The sequence below is a fragment of the Clostridium sp. C2-6-12 genome, assembly GCF_009928485.1.
Taxonomy (GTDB): domain Bacteria; phylum Bacillota; class Clostridia; order Clostridiales; family Clostridiaceae; genus Clostridium.
On the sequence record NZ_JAABNP010000065.1, the window covers coordinates 1 to 16252 of the forward strand.

A 16252-nucleotide genomic window follows, 5' to 3' on the forward strand; every position below is an offset into this window, starting at 1 on the left:
CCCCATTACGGACTTTCACCGATTAGTACGTGCCCATGCTGGGCACACACAAAAATAGCAGATAAAACGTATTATCTGCTATCTTTCAATTTAATTTTATAGAATTATTTTTCAATTTCTTGAACTCTTCCTACTGTGTTATCCTCAAGCATAACTTTTATTCCTCGATGATGATTTTGTGAATTAGTAAGTATTCTCTTAACTATTCCTTCTGTTAACTGACCAGTTCTTTGGTGTTCCTTTTTTACAACTAAAACTTTGGAACCAATCTTAATATTAGCCCTCTTTGTGCCATCCATAATTTCACCCCATTACTGCTCTTTTTACACTTTATTTTCTTAGAGATAATTACTTGTCATTGAAATTCATGCCACCTAAAAGTGCTGCAAAAGGATTTTCATTAAATTCTTCCGCTTCCTTTTTCATTTTCTTCATATAATTATTAACTTCTCTTTTATCGACTTTTCCGCCTTTTTCAAATCTCTTTTTGAATTGAGATGCCTTTTCTCTAAAATTGCAATTGGTTCCTGGGCAAACATATATAGCTCCATCTCCATGTCCTCTAAGTTCTAGCTTCTTTTTACATTCTGGGCATCTTGCATTTGTAACTCTTGATATGCTTTCTCTATGACCGCATTCTCTATCTTGACATACGTTCATTACACCATTTTTACCTTTAACCTCAAGCATATACTTACCACACTCTGGACATTTCTTACCTGTTAAATTATCGTGTGTGTACTTATCTGTGCTAAACTTAACATCTTGAACTAATGCAGTTGCATAGTTTTTCATTCTTATTATAAAATCATGAACATCAGTTTTTCCCTTACTGATTTCATCTAATTCTTTTTCCCATTTGGCTGTTAAAAGTGGTGATTTCAAATCTTTAGGCACTAGCTCCATTAGCTGTTTTCCTTTTGAAGTTGGTACTATTTCTTTTCCTTTCTTTTCTATTACAAAAGAGTTAAATAATTTTTCTATAATATCTGCTCTTGTTGCAACAGTTCCTAGTCCACCTGTCTCCCCTAAAGTTTTAGCAGCTTCCTTATCTATTGAAATATATTTTTGAGGATTTTCCATAGCAGATAATAGTGTTCCTTCATTAAACCTAGCAGGTGGCTTTGTTTGATGCTTTTTAATTTCAATTTTATTTATCTTAAGCTTATCTCCCTTAACAAGCTTTGGTAGAACCTGCTCCTTTAAGGCTCCGTCTTCACTTGCTTCTTCAAGATCATCTATCTTATCATAAACCATTTTCCAGCCTTTAGCTGTTATAACTTTTCCCTTAGCTCTAAAGATTTCATCGCTTATTTTAACCTTTATGCTTGTTTGAACAAATTCAAAAGGTGGAAGTAAAACACTTAAAAATCTCTTTATAACTAAATCATAAACATTTCTTTCCTCTGAGCTTAAAATTCCTAGACTCACTCTTTGTTCAGTTGGAATAATTGCATGGTGATCTGAAACCTTGCTGTCATCAACAAAACTCTTATTAGGAGTAATGTTTCCTTTTAATATTTCAGTTGCACTTTTTGCGTAATTAGAAACAGAAATTGCTTTTAATCTATCCTTTATAGTAGGAACTATATCTCTTGTAATATATCTTGAATCTGTTCTTGGATATGTTAAAACCTTATAATTTTCATATAATCTTTGCATTATAGATAAAGTTTGTTTTGCTGAATATCCAAAAATCCTATTACAATCTCTTTGAAGCTCTGTTAAATCATATAGAGCTGGAGCATATTGCTTTTTATTTGTTTCTGTAATTTCAATAACCTCTCCATCTTTTCCTCTAACTGCATCAACAATTCTATTAGCTACCTTTTCATCAAAGGTTCTGTTACTATTATCTTTATTAATCCATTCTATAGAAAAACTATTAGTACTTCCTATAAGAGTATAATAATCTTTTGGCTTAAAATTCTTAATTTCTTCTTCTCTTTGAGCTATCATTGCAAGTGTAGGAGATTGAACTCTTCCTGCTGATAACTGTGCATTATACTTGCAGGTTAAAGCTCTTGTTACATTTAACCCAACAATCCAATCTGCTTCTGCTCTTCCTTGGGCTGCTTTATATAAGTTATCATATGCCGAACCAGGTTTTAAATTCTTGAATCCATCTAATATTGCCTTATCAGTTTGGGATGATATCCAAAGTCTTTTTATTGGTTTATTAAAACCAACCTTTTCAATTATCCATCTAGCTACCAGCTCTCCTTCACGTCCAGCATCAGTTGCTATTACTAATTCACTTACATCAGGTCTAAGCATTTGCTTTTTTACTTCATTAAATTGCTTGCCTGTTTTAGAAATCACTGTTAATCTCATATGTTTAGGAAGCATTGGAAGGGTTTCCAAACTCCATTTTTTATATTTATCTCCATATCCTTCTGGATCTAATAACGTAACTAAATGTCCTAATGCCCAAGTTACTATATACTTAGGACCTTCTATATATCCACCTTTATTTTGATTACATTTTAAAACCTTAGCCAAATCTCTTCCAACACTTGGCTTTTCAGCTAGAACTAAAGTTTTACTCATTTTACTTCTTCCTCTCTGTTACATCTGTATACTTTCAAATCTTTATTACATTTATCCATTATATCATACAATTCCACATATCTGTCTTTATTCTAATATAAAAAGAACCTACAATGATAGATGATATCTCCTATCTCATAGATTCTATTATGTATCTCTAACAGTTTATTTTTTAGCATATTTTAATTTTTTTATTCCCAGTAAATACTTTTTTACTCCTTCTTTATCTTTTTCCTTAAAGATTACCTTTTTCACTCCAATATTTGTTTTATAGAACATTATATATCTATTTCCTCGTTCTTCCAAAGAATAACTTTCAATTTTATCCCATGTAAATACAAAAGAATTAGTTAATATGCCTCTTTCAGTTATACCACTCTTGTTTCCAATAAATGCAAGTGGAAGTATTGCTGCTATTACAGCCATATCTTCAAGCTTTGCACCCCTAGAAACTCCTATGTAAACCATATAGCCAATAACTACTATGGGCATTATTAGTTTGTAACTATTAGTTCCTGAAATTATTAATTTATTCTTTATATCTATTCTAATAAGTACAAAATCTACTATTAATATAAAGATTAATGCTACAATTGATGTTATATTCATAATTTACCTGCTTTCCTCTTATTTTTTATATTATCATTTTCTTTAACAAAAACTTTTCTGGTTTTTAGGCATCTTATTATAACATATTTTTTATAAACTTGCTTATAATTTAAATTATTATGTAAATTTTACCATATTAATTTTTCTGAATTCTACAAATAATATATATGTAAATTAAAAAGGAGATGATATTATGGAAAATAACAACAAAAAAGATCATACAAAAAGTAACTATTTAAGAAATGGAAGCAAATCACAAGGTCAATATGGGAAAAGTAGTTTTAACAATACAATTGAGCAGCCCGGGATTAATGAAAGTGGTATAGAAGCTAAAAAAAGGGGCTTTTAAAATTTTAATTTCATAAACTTTTCATTATAAAGTAAAAACCTGTTTAATAAAAAGGTTCAATTGTTAAAATTAATACACCAATAATTGTTGCATTAAATTTTATAATTGAACCTTTAAATAAAAAATTCCTTATACTATTGTATTTAAACTTAATCATAAGTAACAGATTCTTTTGTTTTATAATAAACTATAATCACTTAATAACTCTATCATATTTTTAACTGCATGTTTTGCATCCCTAGGAAGTTTGTCAATTACCCTTTGTCTTTCATTTTCATCACTAATTTGAGCTATTCTCATCACTTGTTGTTGAAGTCCAGGTACATTATTTAATTCAGAAACTACTTTATTAAATTTATTTGCAAAGCTTGGGTCTTGTTGCATTTTTTGTTGAACCGTCATAATTAATTGAAATGGATTCATTTTGTAGCTCTCCTCTAAAATCTTTTTATTTCATAATTTATAGTATTCATAAAAACTTTATAAGTTCACTACAATTTCATCTATGTTTCCTTTAAGTAATAACTTACGTATACGCTACTCCTAGAGTTTTTAGTTTTGTGCTAAGTTTAGTAAATTTCTCTAGATTTACAGTTCCAACACTATCTCTTAAAATATTTACTGTAAGGCCAATTTTCCTTGCACCCTTAGCTGTTTTAAAAACACATAAAGCTCCATCAACTCCAACAAGCTCTACTATTCCTATTTGATTTTCCTTAATAAATTTAACAAGGTTATTATTTTCAAATGCATTTCCTACATGCTTTTCAAAATAATTTTCTGACACAATTTTAATTCTTTTGTCAAATTTAGCTCCTTTACTGCCTGCAATTCCATATGGAAAAAACTTTTTATAAAAGAAATTATTTGGTAACACATTTGCTATATAAATAACCTCATCATTATTTTTTTCATAAGTAATAATTTTATCATTAATGTTACTCACAAGTTCATCTACATCATCATAATTAAATCTCTTCTTATTACGCTGTTCACCAATAAAATCTTCTTGAGCATCAATGACTAAAAGTGCTTTTCTCATTTATCTTTCCCCATCTTCCATACAAACTATAAAACTTCTCAATTTCCTTTTACTCTATTATTATATTTACATTACCATATTTTATTAAAATTTTTATATAATTTCAATCCATAAAATATTTTTAGAGTACTGTAAAGAAATTAAAAACATATATTCGATTTATAAATATATTTCTCACCAAACATATTATTATGCATATAGTAAAAGGCTTCATTTTGTAAATGAAACCTTCACATTATATTCTTTTAATCCTTAATTATATAGTGGATACTTATCACATAAGGCTTCTACTCTAGCCTTAAGTCCTGATAATTCTCCATTTCTGTTATCAATTGCTTCTCCTATAATTGCTGCAATTTCTGCCATATCTTCTTTTACAAAGCCTCTAGTAGTAATTGCTGCTGTACCAATTCTAATACCTGAAGTTACAAATGGACTTCTTGTTTCATTTGGCACTGTATTTTTATTAACAGTAATTCCAACTGAATCTAATAGATTTTCTGCTTCTTTTCCTGTTATATCCTTATTATGTAAGTCAACTAAAAATACGTGATTATCTGTTCCATTCGAAACGATTTTAAATCCTCTAGAAATTAATTGTTCTGCAAGTTCCTTACAGTTTTCAACTATATTTTTACCATATTCTTTGAAACTTGGATCTAATGCTTCTTTAAAACATACTGCTTTTGCAGCAATAATATGTTCTAATGGACCACCTTGTATTCCTGGGAATATGTTTTTATTTAAAGCTTGAGCATATTGTTCCTTACATAAGATTAATCCACCTCTTGGTCCTCTTAAAGTCTTATGTGTTGTTGTTGTTACAAAATCAGCATATGGTACTGGTGATGGATGCACACCTGCAGCAACAAGTCCTGCAATGTGAGCCATATCTACCATAAGTAATGCTCCAACTTCATCAGCTATTTCTTTGAACTTAGGAAAATCTAAAGTTCTTCCATATGCACTTGCACCAGCTACTATAAGCTTTGGTTTGTTTTCTATTGCAAGCTTTCTTACATTTTCATAATCAATCATTTCAGTTTCTTTATCTACTCCATATGATACGAATTTAAATAATTTACCCGAAAAATTAACTGGTGAACCATGAGTTAAGTGACCACCATGACTTAAATCCATACCTAAAACTGTATCTCCTGGCTCTAATACTGCAAAATATACTGCCATATTTGCTTGTGAACCTGAATGAGGTTGAACATTTGCATGTTCTGCACCAAATAATTGTTTAGCTCTATCGATTGCTATTTGTTCTATTTCATCAACTACGTGACATCCACCATAGTATCTCTTACCTGGATATCCTTCTGCATATTTATTAGTTAAATAAGAACCCATAGCTTCCATAACAGCTGGACTTACGATATTTTCTGATGCTATTAATTCTATCCCTTTTTGTTGTCTTACTAATTCTTTTTCCATTAAGCCATAGATTTCTTTATCTTCTTTTTGTAAATTTTCGAAATTCATCTTTTTTACCACCCCAACATATTTTTTGACCCTTAAGGGCTTAAGCTAAACAAAATTCCGCTAAAATATAATATTTTAACTGAAAAGTTTCACTCGATATTCAAATTATATGATTTCTTACTAAATTTATCAACTATTTTTCTATAATTATTTATTTTTTTATTATTCTCTATAGTTTCTACTTTTATTTTAAGATTTCTTATATTAGCTATATACAAGATTTTAATTGGCAATAAGTAAAATTAAATTTTTATTTATAACCGTTTAAAAATTAGTAAATTATATAAGATTTTTTTGTTTTATGCTATAATTCTTTTGTCATAGAAAATATTGATATGGAGATTAAGTTATGGACTTAAATAAATTAATTAAAGTTTCTACTCTTGCAGGACAAATCCTATTAGAAAGTGGAGCTGAAACCTATAGGGTTGAAGAAACTATTAGCCGTATATGTATAGCTTATGGAGTGTTTACTGCAGATAGTTTTGTAATTCCAACTGGTATAATGGTAACTGTTACTCATAATGATGAAGTTGCAACCATTGTTAAAAGAATTACCTCTAGAGGCGTTGATTTAAATAAAATTAATGCTGTAAATGATCTTTCCAGACGTATTCAAACTGAAGGTATAGAGCTTTGCGATTTTAACAAGGAGCTTTTAAAGATTTCTAATGCTCCTAGATATTCTAACTTTACTACCTTAATATTTTCTGCTATAGCAGCAGGATGTTTTGCAATTATGTTTGGTGGAAATTTAAAGGATTTTATTGCCGCAAGTTTAATTGGAGCTATTATAAAAATTGTCATGATTATATTTCAAAAGTTAAATATAAATGAATTTTTTGTCAATTCATTTTGTGGCGGTTTATGTGCATTATTAGCTACTATCTTTTTAAGCATAAACCTATGTTCTAATTTAGATAAAACTATTATTGGAGCTATAATGCTGCTTGTACCAGGATTAATAATTACAAATGCCATTAGAGATACTATTGCTGGTGATTTTTTATCAGGAATAACAAAAGCTTCAGAAGCCTTTTTAATTGCAGTTTCTATTGCAGTAGGTACAGGTGCTATCTTAAGTGTATTTTATCTATAAAAATCAAATCCTTGTTATATTTGATAACTATAACTGATTAATGATTGTTTATTTTTATATAAAGGAGAAATTTAATGATTGAACAAATTATTGTTGCCTTTTTTGCCTCTTTAGGCTTTGGAATAATTTTTAATATAAAAGGAAGAAATCTAATTTTTGCAGCCTTAGGTGGCGGTTTAAGCTGGTTTTGCTATTTATCTTTAACCCAAAATAAAATAAGCAATATTTTATCTTTATTTATTGCTTCAATAATTTTTAGTATTTATTCAGAAATTTGTGCAAGATATTTAAAGACACCTGTAACCACTATAGTAATATGTGCCTTAATTCCATTGGTCCCTGGAGCTGGAATGTATTATACAATGTATGAGACAATACTTGGACATGTAAGCAATGCTGTGAAATTAGGAATTGATACTTTTGCTAGTGCTGGAGCCTTGGCTTTAGGTGTCATATTTGTATCTACAATAACAAAACAAGTTACAAATTTAAAGAGAGTTAAAGAAAAATTGTTCCAAAAATAATTTATAATAAATGCAATAATCTTAGATAAAATTTTATTGCGTTTTCATAGTTTAATCAATTAAGACTCTTTGCGAAAGAAAAAGTACAGAAGCTCAAGATTTCTGTACTTTCATCTTACTAACTAAATGTAAATTGTTCCATATTATGTATAGATTTTTTTAGATTACTGGCTGAACCAGTTACTTCATCTCCCATAAAATTCAACTCTTTAGCAATACCAGATATTTCCTCTGTGCTTGAAAGTATTTCTTGTGACATTGATGAAATTTGTTCTATATCCTCTAATATATTGTCTTTTCTTGAATTCACATTATCAAAAGCGTCTACTATTCCATGTACCTTAGGAATAATAATATTAATAGAATTTGATATATCGTCAAATACATTTATAGTATTGCTAACTGCATGATTTTGCTTAATTATGTCAGTATCTATTAATGCTGTTTTTTCATTTAATACCATAATATTTTTTAAAATATTATCAACTATGCTGTATATTTTCTTTGATGAACTCTGGCTCATTTCTGCAAGCTTTTTTATTTCAGATGCAACAACACTAAACCCTTTTCCAGATTCCCCTGCTCTTGCTGCTTCAATTGCAGCATTTAAAGCTAAAAGATTTGTTCTTTCTGAGATACTATTTATCATACCTGTCATTTCATTTACACTTCTTATTTCTTCCATCATAATATTTAATGATTGTCTGAAATTATTAAAATTGTTGTTAAGATCTTCAATAACTAAAGATAATTCTTTTAACTCTTCGTTTGTATTATGTGATTTATCTCCGATTTCTTTGGCTAAATTATCAATAGCTATAGTACTATCATTCACTCCATTTATATGTTCTCCAAATTGAAAAAGCTTATCCATAACGCCTGAAATGTTTTCAGTTTGATTTCTAGTTGCACCTGTCACTACTTCTGTAGAATTAACTATATTAGTAGTTAACTCCAAAATATCTTCTGATATGTATTTTAGCCCTGTTGCCTGAGCATCTATATCTTCTGAATCTCTCTTAAATTCTTCTAGCATTTTGTTTGTTGTTAAAATAATTGAATTTAATCCTCTGCTTACCTCTCCAATTTCATTTTTATCTTTTAAAAATTTTTCCTCTATCTCTATGTAATTTCCTTTTTTCATTTCATGGACAGTTCTTTTTAGCATAATAATACTTCTTGTTTTCCTAAATTCACTAATACTAATTAGAGCAAATGCTCCTGATAATAAAACCATTATAATTATATTTATTACTGATTTATTATATTCAAACAGAGAATAAATAAAAGCTATAATACCTATTGTTAAAATTGCAGTAAATAATACACGGTTAAAATAATTATTTTTTATTCCAGCCCTAAATTTAATGACAGATTGATTGATCATTAGTTTTCCTCCTAAGCTTTCTTAATTGATAACAGTTATCATTTTCGTATATCCTACCATAATTTAGATAGATTTGTCAAATTGATATTATAATTTTATTCATCATTTTTCTTAATTTTAGTGCATATAAAAAGAGACTACATTCATAGTCTCTCAATCAATAAACAAAATTTCGCTTAAATTCCTTACATTCCCAATCTTCTTTCAAGCTCGGAAATTCCATCCTCAACTTCTTCTATTGGCAAATTACCTAATTCTAATTTTTCATGTTCTTGTTCTTTAAGTCTATTATAAAATTTCATTCCTTCTAAAATGATGCTTCCATCATTATTAGTTTTTCTAAGCATATAAAACAATGTATCTTCAGCCTTATCTAGTTTATTGGCTAATTCATACATCTTTAAGATCTTCTTATCCATTTCTATAGAAAACTCATACTGACTTAACTCACTAGCTACTTCTACAGCATCCTCCAAATATTTAGGATTTGTCTCATCATCCTCTGTATATGCCTTATAAAAACCTTCCATAGATTTTTCATAGTATTGAAGCCTTGAATTTTCTTCTTTTGTAATTTGTCCTTGCAACTTCATTAAGCAAGCAAATGCAATAAATTTTTCTGCATTATACTGCATATCCTTACTTATAAGTCCCTCTAAACTATTAAATGAAAAAACATCAACAGTTCCTATGTCAATACCTACTAATCCTCTAAGCTCCTTATTAATTCTAGTCTTAGCTTTTTCAATATCTCCTTCTATTATGCATTTGTTTACTTCTTCAGTTACTAATTTCAAAGAATTTTCTACTTCCTTCATATAATCGTTTTTTAACATTTTAATGACACCTCATATTTCCAGTTAGTATTTGTTATTTTAAGTAATTTTCTATCATAATTTTATAAAAATTTTCTGAACTTATAATTAAAATGAATATTCCTAATAAATACATTTCTACTTTACTACAAAATATATAATTATATCAATAACTAATAACATATTATTATATCATTTAAGAAGCTTTGCTTTTCAAACTAGAATATTTCAATCCGTTAAAAATTGAGGATGAAAAGCCGGAAGGATTTTGGACAAAGTTCCGAATTGTGGCATAGCCACTCTTTTTATAAGTGAACAAAGTTCCGAATTGTGGCATAGCCACTCTTTTTATAAGTGCACAATTTTATATTTATTTCATACAATATACTATAGAATCTCTTATAACAAATTATATTGAGAAAACTTTGATAAACTTATGATAATATGGAGGTATTTTTATGAATATTTTATCTGAAAATGAATATAATTGCGAACGTTATGAAAATCGTCCTTGCTGCAGAAATTATAATCACGCTCCTGAACCTGGAAGAGCTTTATTAAATGTTGGTTCTGGTGGTGCTGGCCCATTGCCTATAATTTCAACACCATTATCAAGGCCTATACCTGTAGCTAGCGTGTCGATAGATACTTCGAAGATGTGTAATCCTAAAGTTCTTTTAATCTTTACAAGCTTAATTTCTTTACCTTTAGATGCAGTTGTAACATTAAATTTTACAGTATTAAAAACTGTTGGTGATGGAGCTCCTCAACCAATAGGCGGAACCTATACTTTTGCTGAAGTGGCAACTGTACTAGAGGCTGAGTCTTTTAGTTTCCAACTTTGTGACTGCAATGCAGCATACGGAAATACAACTTATTCTGTTCAATTAGAACCAAGCAGTTTAATTTCTGTTACAGCTGGATTAACAATAACTAATGCAATATTAACTGCTTTAGCTGTTGAAACTCTTTATTAAAAGTTTATTTATATATTTTTCCTTTGATAATAAAAAGGAGGGGCTACTCCTCCTTTTCTTAACACTAAAATTATGGTGATCAGTCTCACTATAGCATATTTAATATAAATATTTATATATTTACCTATAAATCTATTTTTACATAAACTCATATAAATATTTTTATTTTTTTAATCACCTTATTTTTGTATATTTAAATAAGCTCTAATATCTTCAACACATCAACACCTATTTGTCTTTCCTCACCCTTATATGGATAACAGTGAATATGGATAGCTGGATTAAAATTAAGCTCAATTATAGCATAACTAGAATTCTCATCTCTGTAATCTTCAATCATCATATCTACTCCACAAATTCTAGCATTAACCGCCTTAGCTGCTGCTACTGCTATCTTTTTAAACTTTTCTGGTATATCATCAGTATAATCTATACTATCCCCACCTGTACTTATATTAGAATTTTCTCTTAAATAAACAACCTCTTCTTTACTTGGAATATAATCAAAATATTTATTTTGCTGTTTTAAAAATAATTCTGCATTTTCATCTAATTTTATTTTTTCAAGAGGTGTTACATAATGATATCCTCTCAGTGGATCTTGATTTTTTTCTTCAACAAGTTCAGTTATAGATTTCACTCCATCTCCTTTTACATTAGCAGGTACTCTATGAAGTATTCCAACAACTTTATCATCAATAACTAAAAATCTGTATTCTTTACCTTCTATAAATTCTTCTAAAAGAACAGTACTGTCATTCTTAAATGCAATTTCGAAAGCTTTTATAATACTCTCTTCATCAGCACCATCTTTAAATATGCTTATACCTATTCCAAAATTAGTTGATTTTGGCTTTATTACTATTGGCATATTTATATAATTTCTCGCTACACTTTCTACTTCTTCCATAGAATAAACTTCTATTCCATCTGGAACTTTAATATTACTATCCAAAAGAACTTTTTTAGTAACACTTTTATTTTCCATAATTAAAACAGTAACATAATTATCTTTTGAAGTTTTAGTTGCCTGTTTAACATATTCTACTTTACCATCTTTCTTAAGGGAAATGAAGTTCTCAGATTTATCTAAAATATCAACTTTTATTCCTCTTTTAATTGCTTCTTTCATTAAAATTTGTGTAGAAAGCTCTAATTCTTCATAACCTTCTAATTTAAACCTGTTATTATAAGCGCTTTTTTTGTGTTGTTTAGCTATATTTATATGTGCCTTAATATAACCTTCTTCTTTTACCTTTTCTTCTATTTTATAAGCATAAGTCAATTTGTAGTCTTTTATCTTATCAATCATTAAATCTATAATTTCTTCCCTGCCAAGCTTAAGTTCATTATTTATAATTTTAATAGAATTTAAGATCTCCAATCCCCATTGTTCTTTGGAAATCTCTTCTCCATCTTTTTTTAATATTACATGACTTTGTCCATACTTGGAAATTATGTTTTGGTTTTCTACGCCTTCCTCCTGCCATTTATCATAATCACTTTCTTCTTGAATAAGAAGAAATAAATTAAAGATTTGAAGAAAATATAAATCTTCTAAGCTTATTCCACCTTTTTCAAATGGGTTAATATCAATACTTCTATACTCCAAGTATTGAATTCCCTCATTTTTAAGTGAATCCATGAAATTGCTAACATCAGAAGGTTTTAATCTAATTGAACTATAAAGTTCTTTATGACTATCTATATATTCTTTTTCTATAAACCCTTTTAAACTTGAAATATATTCGTCAATTGAATCATAATTAGGATATAACTCAACTTTATTTTTATAGCCGCATTCACTATTTCTATATGATAAAGCCCCTTCATTTGAAAAGCCATCGTCTGTAATTTTCTTTGATGCTCTTAAACATTTCGATACATAGCTTTTATCAACTACCCCACTTGCACCCAAAAGATAAATTATAAGCCATCTATATCTAAGATAATTTCTTGTAATTTTTAAATAGATATTATTTTTAAATTCTTTATAATCTAATTTTTGACTGTTTATATTTAATTTATTAAATAGTTCATTAAAAGCTTTGCTTTTATATAATTTAATTATTAAATCATCACTAAATGAGAAATTATAGTGTATACCGCATATAATTTGTCTTTTTCCACCATATTTCTCTATTAACTTTTCTCTATACTTTCTTGCTTCTTTTCCTTTATTGTTATCTCCATATTCAGCTATCTTTATTTTACTATCTTCTGGTACTACTCCTGGCATTGATTGAGGCCATAAATACTCTTCTCCAATTTCCATTGCAACAATGTCATAAAGAGAATTGGCAAAATTATAGGTTTCCTTTGGTTTTTTGAAAGGTGGTGTTATTACTTCAACTTGACTTTCTGCAAAATCAGTAGTTATATAACTATTTTTAACTTTATCTCCAAATACACTAGGATGCTCCTTTTCTGATAATTCTCCTTTGTCATTAACCCTTAATCCTTCTCTTTCTATCCCATAATTCCCCATTAACAATTCATGTGACGTAAATAATTCTTTAAATTTGTTTAACATTTTCTGCCTCCCTCTATAAAACCCTATCTTTTATCTTATTTAAAATTTCTTTTTACTTCAATTACATATAATAAATATGCGGTGCTTCCCTTTAAAACACTAGAAGCTGCTATACTAATCCAAATTCCAGTTAAGCCAAATGGTTTAATAAAAAGTAAAGCCATTGGAATCCTTAAACTTGTGAATAAAACACTTATAATAGATGATATTTTAGGTTTTCCAATCCCTGTAAACAATCCATTAGAAACAGTTTCAATAGTACTGAAGATTTGTGAAAAAGCTACTACTTGTAAATAAGTCTTTGCAATTACTATTGTATTTTCTTCTCTTACAAATATTTTTATAAATGGTTCATTGAAAAATAAAAACATAAAAGCCATAATCAAAGAATACACAGCTCCAATTTTTATAGCAGTATTGTAACCTTCTTTTATTCTTTCATATTTTTGAGCACCAAAATTTTGTCCAGTAAATGCTGCTATAGCACCATGCAAACCACCTATTACCATATAAGTAATAGATTCGATTTGAAGTCCTATCTTTTGAGCTGCTATTGCATCTGATCCAAAAACAGCTATAATTCTTGCAAGGAATATATTAATTACAGTAAATAAAATTCTTTGTGCTGCCATTGGGAATCCTAAAATTACTATTTCTTTTATCTTAACATAATCAATTTTAATATTAAATTTATATTTAAGAATATCAGCTGCCTTTAATAAATACATGAAGAACATTATAAAGTTAGCTAGCATTGTAGCAATTGAAGCTCCTGAAACTCCAAGTTTAAATATATAAATAAATATAGGATCTAATACTATATTTACAATAACACCAACTGCATTAATCTTAAATGCAAGTTTATTATTGCCAAAACTCCCTAATATTCTTGAATATAACATATTAAAAAATGCAAAGAACATAGTTGGTCCACTCCATGCTAAAAATAAATATGCATCTTCTTCAACTGTATTATTTCCAAGATGTAAAAACTCTATAAGACCTCTTCCGCCTAAAATAAGTATAAGCCCAAAGATAATACCAATAAATATATTTATAAGAAGTCCTGAATTAGTATATTCTTTCACTTCCCTTTCTTGTTTTCTTCCTATTGCATGAGAAACCTTAATACCAGTACCAATAACAACTAATGAATTTATTGAGTATCCAAGCCCCATATAAAAACTAGATGATCCCACACTAGCTACGGCATTACTCCCAAGACCTCCAACCCACAACATATCCACTAAGTTATATGTAAATTGTAAAAGGGAACTTCCCATTATAGGAACAGATAATTGAGTTAAAACTTTTATTGTCTTTCCCTCAGTAAGATCTATTTTCTTCATTTTATATCCTCTTCATTGCATATATGCTCTTCATTATTGCACATGCACTTGTTTTTTTCTGTAATTAAAGTTAATAAAAATAAAACTAACCTATTTGCATCATTAATTTTTAACTTATATAAATTCCATATTCCATCTTTTCTTGCTTCAATTAAGCCGCAATCTATTAAGACCTTCATATGATGTGATAATGTTGGCTGAGTAAAATTAAAACTTTCTAAAACTTCACATGCACATTTTTCTCCACAAGATAATAAATCTAGAATTTTTAGCCTATTAGGATCACTTAAAGCCTTTAGTATTTTTGCATTTTTTTCATATTCTGAATTCATTTCATACTCCTTTCAAAGATTATCCATATTAATACCTTACGTATATAGTATAGATATTCGTCTATGTATAGTCAATATTTTTCTTTACTCATTAACCTTTTGACAGCCAAACACATACACACCTATCTATCAATTCACATTCTAAATCAAAATTCAACTTATTATATTAGCCTAATTTTATTATAAAAACTAACACTATTGATCTCTCTTCATATTTAAGTTCAACATAAGAAATAATTATTGATTCAATTAAAAACACCTCTAGAGAGACACTTTTTTAAGTTTCTACTCTATAGGCAAACTTTTATTTAACACCCTCTAATATTTCTTTTGCTTTTTTATACTTCTCTAATCTTTCAATATCTTTTTCTTTAATATCTTTTAACCTGTTTAAATCCATATTATCTTTTAAATCAGACAGCTTTACATTAATAGTAGCCTTATTATTTTTTATCCTGTTTATGTAATCAAAATAATCTTCATTTCTTCTTTTACATAAGATTATTAATTTTTCAACTAATTCTTTTGGGATACCTTCTTCTATTAATTGATCTGCAGATACATCACAATCTTCCAATACATCATGTAAGACTGCTAAAATTTTTTCTTCTAAGATTTCAACACCTTCCATAACCCTCAAAGGGTGTCCAATATAGGGATTTCCACCTTTGTCTACTTGCCCTTCATGATATTTTTCTGCCAATTTAATTGCCTTGCTTAATAATTCCTTCATAATATCTCCTCCATTTAGTTAATAAATTACACTTTATAAATACTTCTTCCTTTTAGTACTCTATAGAAATTCAGATAAATCTTTTGCAACAAATCCTCTATATCATCATAGTTTCTACATTTTGAGGTTATATATCTTAATACGTCGTCATATGTTGAATTATACATTTTGGTCAGAAGTTCTTCTATATTTGTTTCTTGCAATTTTCACCCCCTTACACTGTTAATGATACTGATACTCTTCATTTTGTTTCATTAATATCATTTGCATTTTATAAAATTAGTTAATATCACAAAAATTATAATATTATACATTTATAGTAAATAATCATATCTCCACTTATGATCCTGTGATATAATGCAATTAAGATATATTTTACGCTTAAATAAAACATCACTTTTATACTCTTATAGGTTGTTGAATAACTAATTTTTACAAATGGTTATTCAAGAAAATATTCTTAGG

At 28.3% G+C, this 16252-nt stretch carries 17 protein-coding genes; 4 read left to right on the plus strand and 13 right to left on the minus strand.

The window, feature by feature from the left end; all coding sequences use genetic code 11:
• Positions 1–104: 104 nt before the first annotated feature.
• The 3 genes from GXK56_RS26635 to GXK56_RS26645 form a co-directional block, all read right to left on the minus strand.
• Entirely contained in the window at positions 105–299 is a 195-nt protein-coding gene (locus GXK56_RS26635; RefSeq protein WP_160693192.1) for a YwbE family protein, read from the minus strand.
• Between the two features lie 49 nt (positions 300–348).
• Positions 349–2550, minus strand: coding sequence for a DNA topoisomerase III (locus GXK56_RS26640; RefSeq protein ID WP_160693194.1), 2202 nt, complete (start codon positions 2548–2550; stop codon positions 349–351).
• A 165-nt stretch (positions 2551–2715) separates the two neighbouring features.
• Complete coding sequence (locus GXK56_RS26645; RefSeq protein WP_160693196.1) at positions 2716–3159, minus strand: DUF5673 domain-containing protein; 444 nt, start codon at positions 3157–3159, stop codon at positions 2716–2718.
• A 193-nt stretch (positions 3160–3352) separates the two neighbouring features.
• On the opposite strand from GXK56_RS26645, the gene GXK56_RS27925 reads away from it, so the two are divergent.
• Entirely contained in the window at positions 3353–3508 is a 156-nt protein-coding gene (locus GXK56_RS27925; RefSeq protein WP_202127951.1) for a hypothetical protein, read from the plus strand.
• 177 nt (positions 3509–3685) lie between these two features.
• On the opposite strand, the gene GXK56_RS26650 is transcribed toward GXK56_RS27925, so the two are convergent.
• The 3 genes from GXK56_RS26650 to glyA form a co-directional block, all read right to left on the minus strand.
• The gene (locus tag GXK56_RS26650; RefSeq protein ID WP_160693198.1) at positions 3686–3931 is read right to left on the minus strand and encodes a hypothetical protein; all 246 of its coding nucleotides are present in this window, start codon (positions 3929–3931) and stop codon (positions 3686–3688) included.
• 103 nt (positions 3932–4034) lie between these two features.
• A complete protein-coding gene (locus GXK56_RS26655) occupies positions 4035–4550 on the minus strand; it encodes an isochorismatase family cysteine hydrolase (RefSeq protein ID WP_160693200.1) in 516 nt (171 codons plus the stop codon).
• 252 nt (positions 4551–4802) lie between these two features.
• Complete coding sequence (gene glyA / locus GXK56_RS26660) at positions 4803–6038, minus strand: serine hydroxymethyltransferase (protein ID WP_160693202.1); 1236 nt, start codon at positions 6036–6038, stop codon at positions 4803–4805.
• Between the two features lie 349 nt (positions 6039–6387).
• Here glyA and GXK56_RS26665 point away from each other — a divergent pair, with 349 nt between their 5' ends.
• Positions 6388–7137: a threonine/serine exporter family protein gene (locus GXK56_RS26665; protein ID WP_160693204.1), complete on the plus strand. Its 750-nt coding sequence runs from the start codon at positions 6388–6390 to the stop codon at positions 7135–7137.
• Positions 7138–7211: 74 nt separating this feature from the next.
• Complete coding sequence (locus GXK56_RS26670; RefSeq protein ID WP_160693206.1) at positions 7212–7661, plus strand: threonine/serine exporter family protein; 450 nt, start codon at positions 7212–7214, stop codon at positions 7659–7661.
• 118 nt (positions 7662–7779) lie between these two features.
• Here the strand turns inward: GXK56_RS26670 and GXK56_RS26675 are convergent, their stop codons facing one another.
• Positions 7780–9048: a methyl-accepting chemotaxis protein gene (locus tag GXK56_RS26675; protein WP_160693208.1), complete on the minus strand. Its 1269-nt coding sequence runs from the start codon at positions 9046–9048 to the stop codon at positions 7780–7782.
• A 185-nt stretch (positions 9049–9233) separates the two neighbouring features.
• The gene (locus tag GXK56_RS26680) at positions 9234–9884 is read right to left on the minus strand and encodes a DUF6483 family protein (RefSeq protein WP_160693210.1); all 651 of its coding nucleotides are present in this window, start codon (positions 9882–9884) and stop codon (positions 9234–9236) included.
• 437 nt (positions 9885–10321) lie between these two features.
• Here GXK56_RS26680 and GXK56_RS26685 point away from each other — a divergent pair, with 437 nt between their 5' ends.
• On the plus strand, positions 10322–10840 hold the full coding sequence (locus tag GXK56_RS26685) for a DUF4489 domain-containing protein (protein WP_160693212.1): 519 nt from the start codon (positions 10322–10324) through the stop codon (positions 10838–10840).
• A 193-nt stretch (positions 10841–11033) separates the two neighbouring features.
• On the opposite strand, the gene gshAB is transcribed toward GXK56_RS26685, so the two are convergent.
• From gshAB to GXK56_RS26710, 5 genes are all read right to left on the minus strand, one after another.
• Complete coding sequence (gshAB, locus tag GXK56_RS26690; protein ID WP_160693214.1) at positions 11034–13373, minus strand: bifunctional glutamate--cysteine ligase GshA/glutathione synthetase GshB; 2340 nt, start codon at positions 13371–13373, stop codon at positions 11034–11036.
• 35 nt (positions 13374–13408) lie between these two features.
• Positions 13409–14722, minus strand: coding sequence for an MATE family efflux transporter (locus GXK56_RS26695; RefSeq protein ID WP_160693216.1), 1314 nt, complete (start codon positions 14720–14722; stop codon positions 13409–13411).
• Entirely contained in the window at positions 14719–15054 is a 336-nt protein-coding gene (locus GXK56_RS26700) for a metalloregulator ArsR/SmtB family transcription factor (protein ID WP_160693218.1), read from the minus strand. The genes GXK56_RS26695 and GXK56_RS26700 overlap by 4 nt, the downstream gene beginning before the upstream one ends.
• A gap of 304 nt (positions 15055–15358) precedes the next feature.
• On the minus strand, positions 15359–15787 hold the full coding sequence (locus GXK56_RS26705) for a phosphohydrolase (RefSeq protein WP_160693220.1): 429 nt from the start codon (positions 15785–15787) through the stop codon (positions 15359–15361).
• A gap of 26 nt (positions 15788–15813) precedes the next feature.
• A complete protein-coding gene (locus GXK56_RS26710; protein WP_160693222.1) occupies positions 15814–15990 on the minus strand; it encodes a hypothetical protein in 177 nt (58 codons plus the stop codon).
• Positions 15991–16252 lie beyond the last annotated feature (262 nt).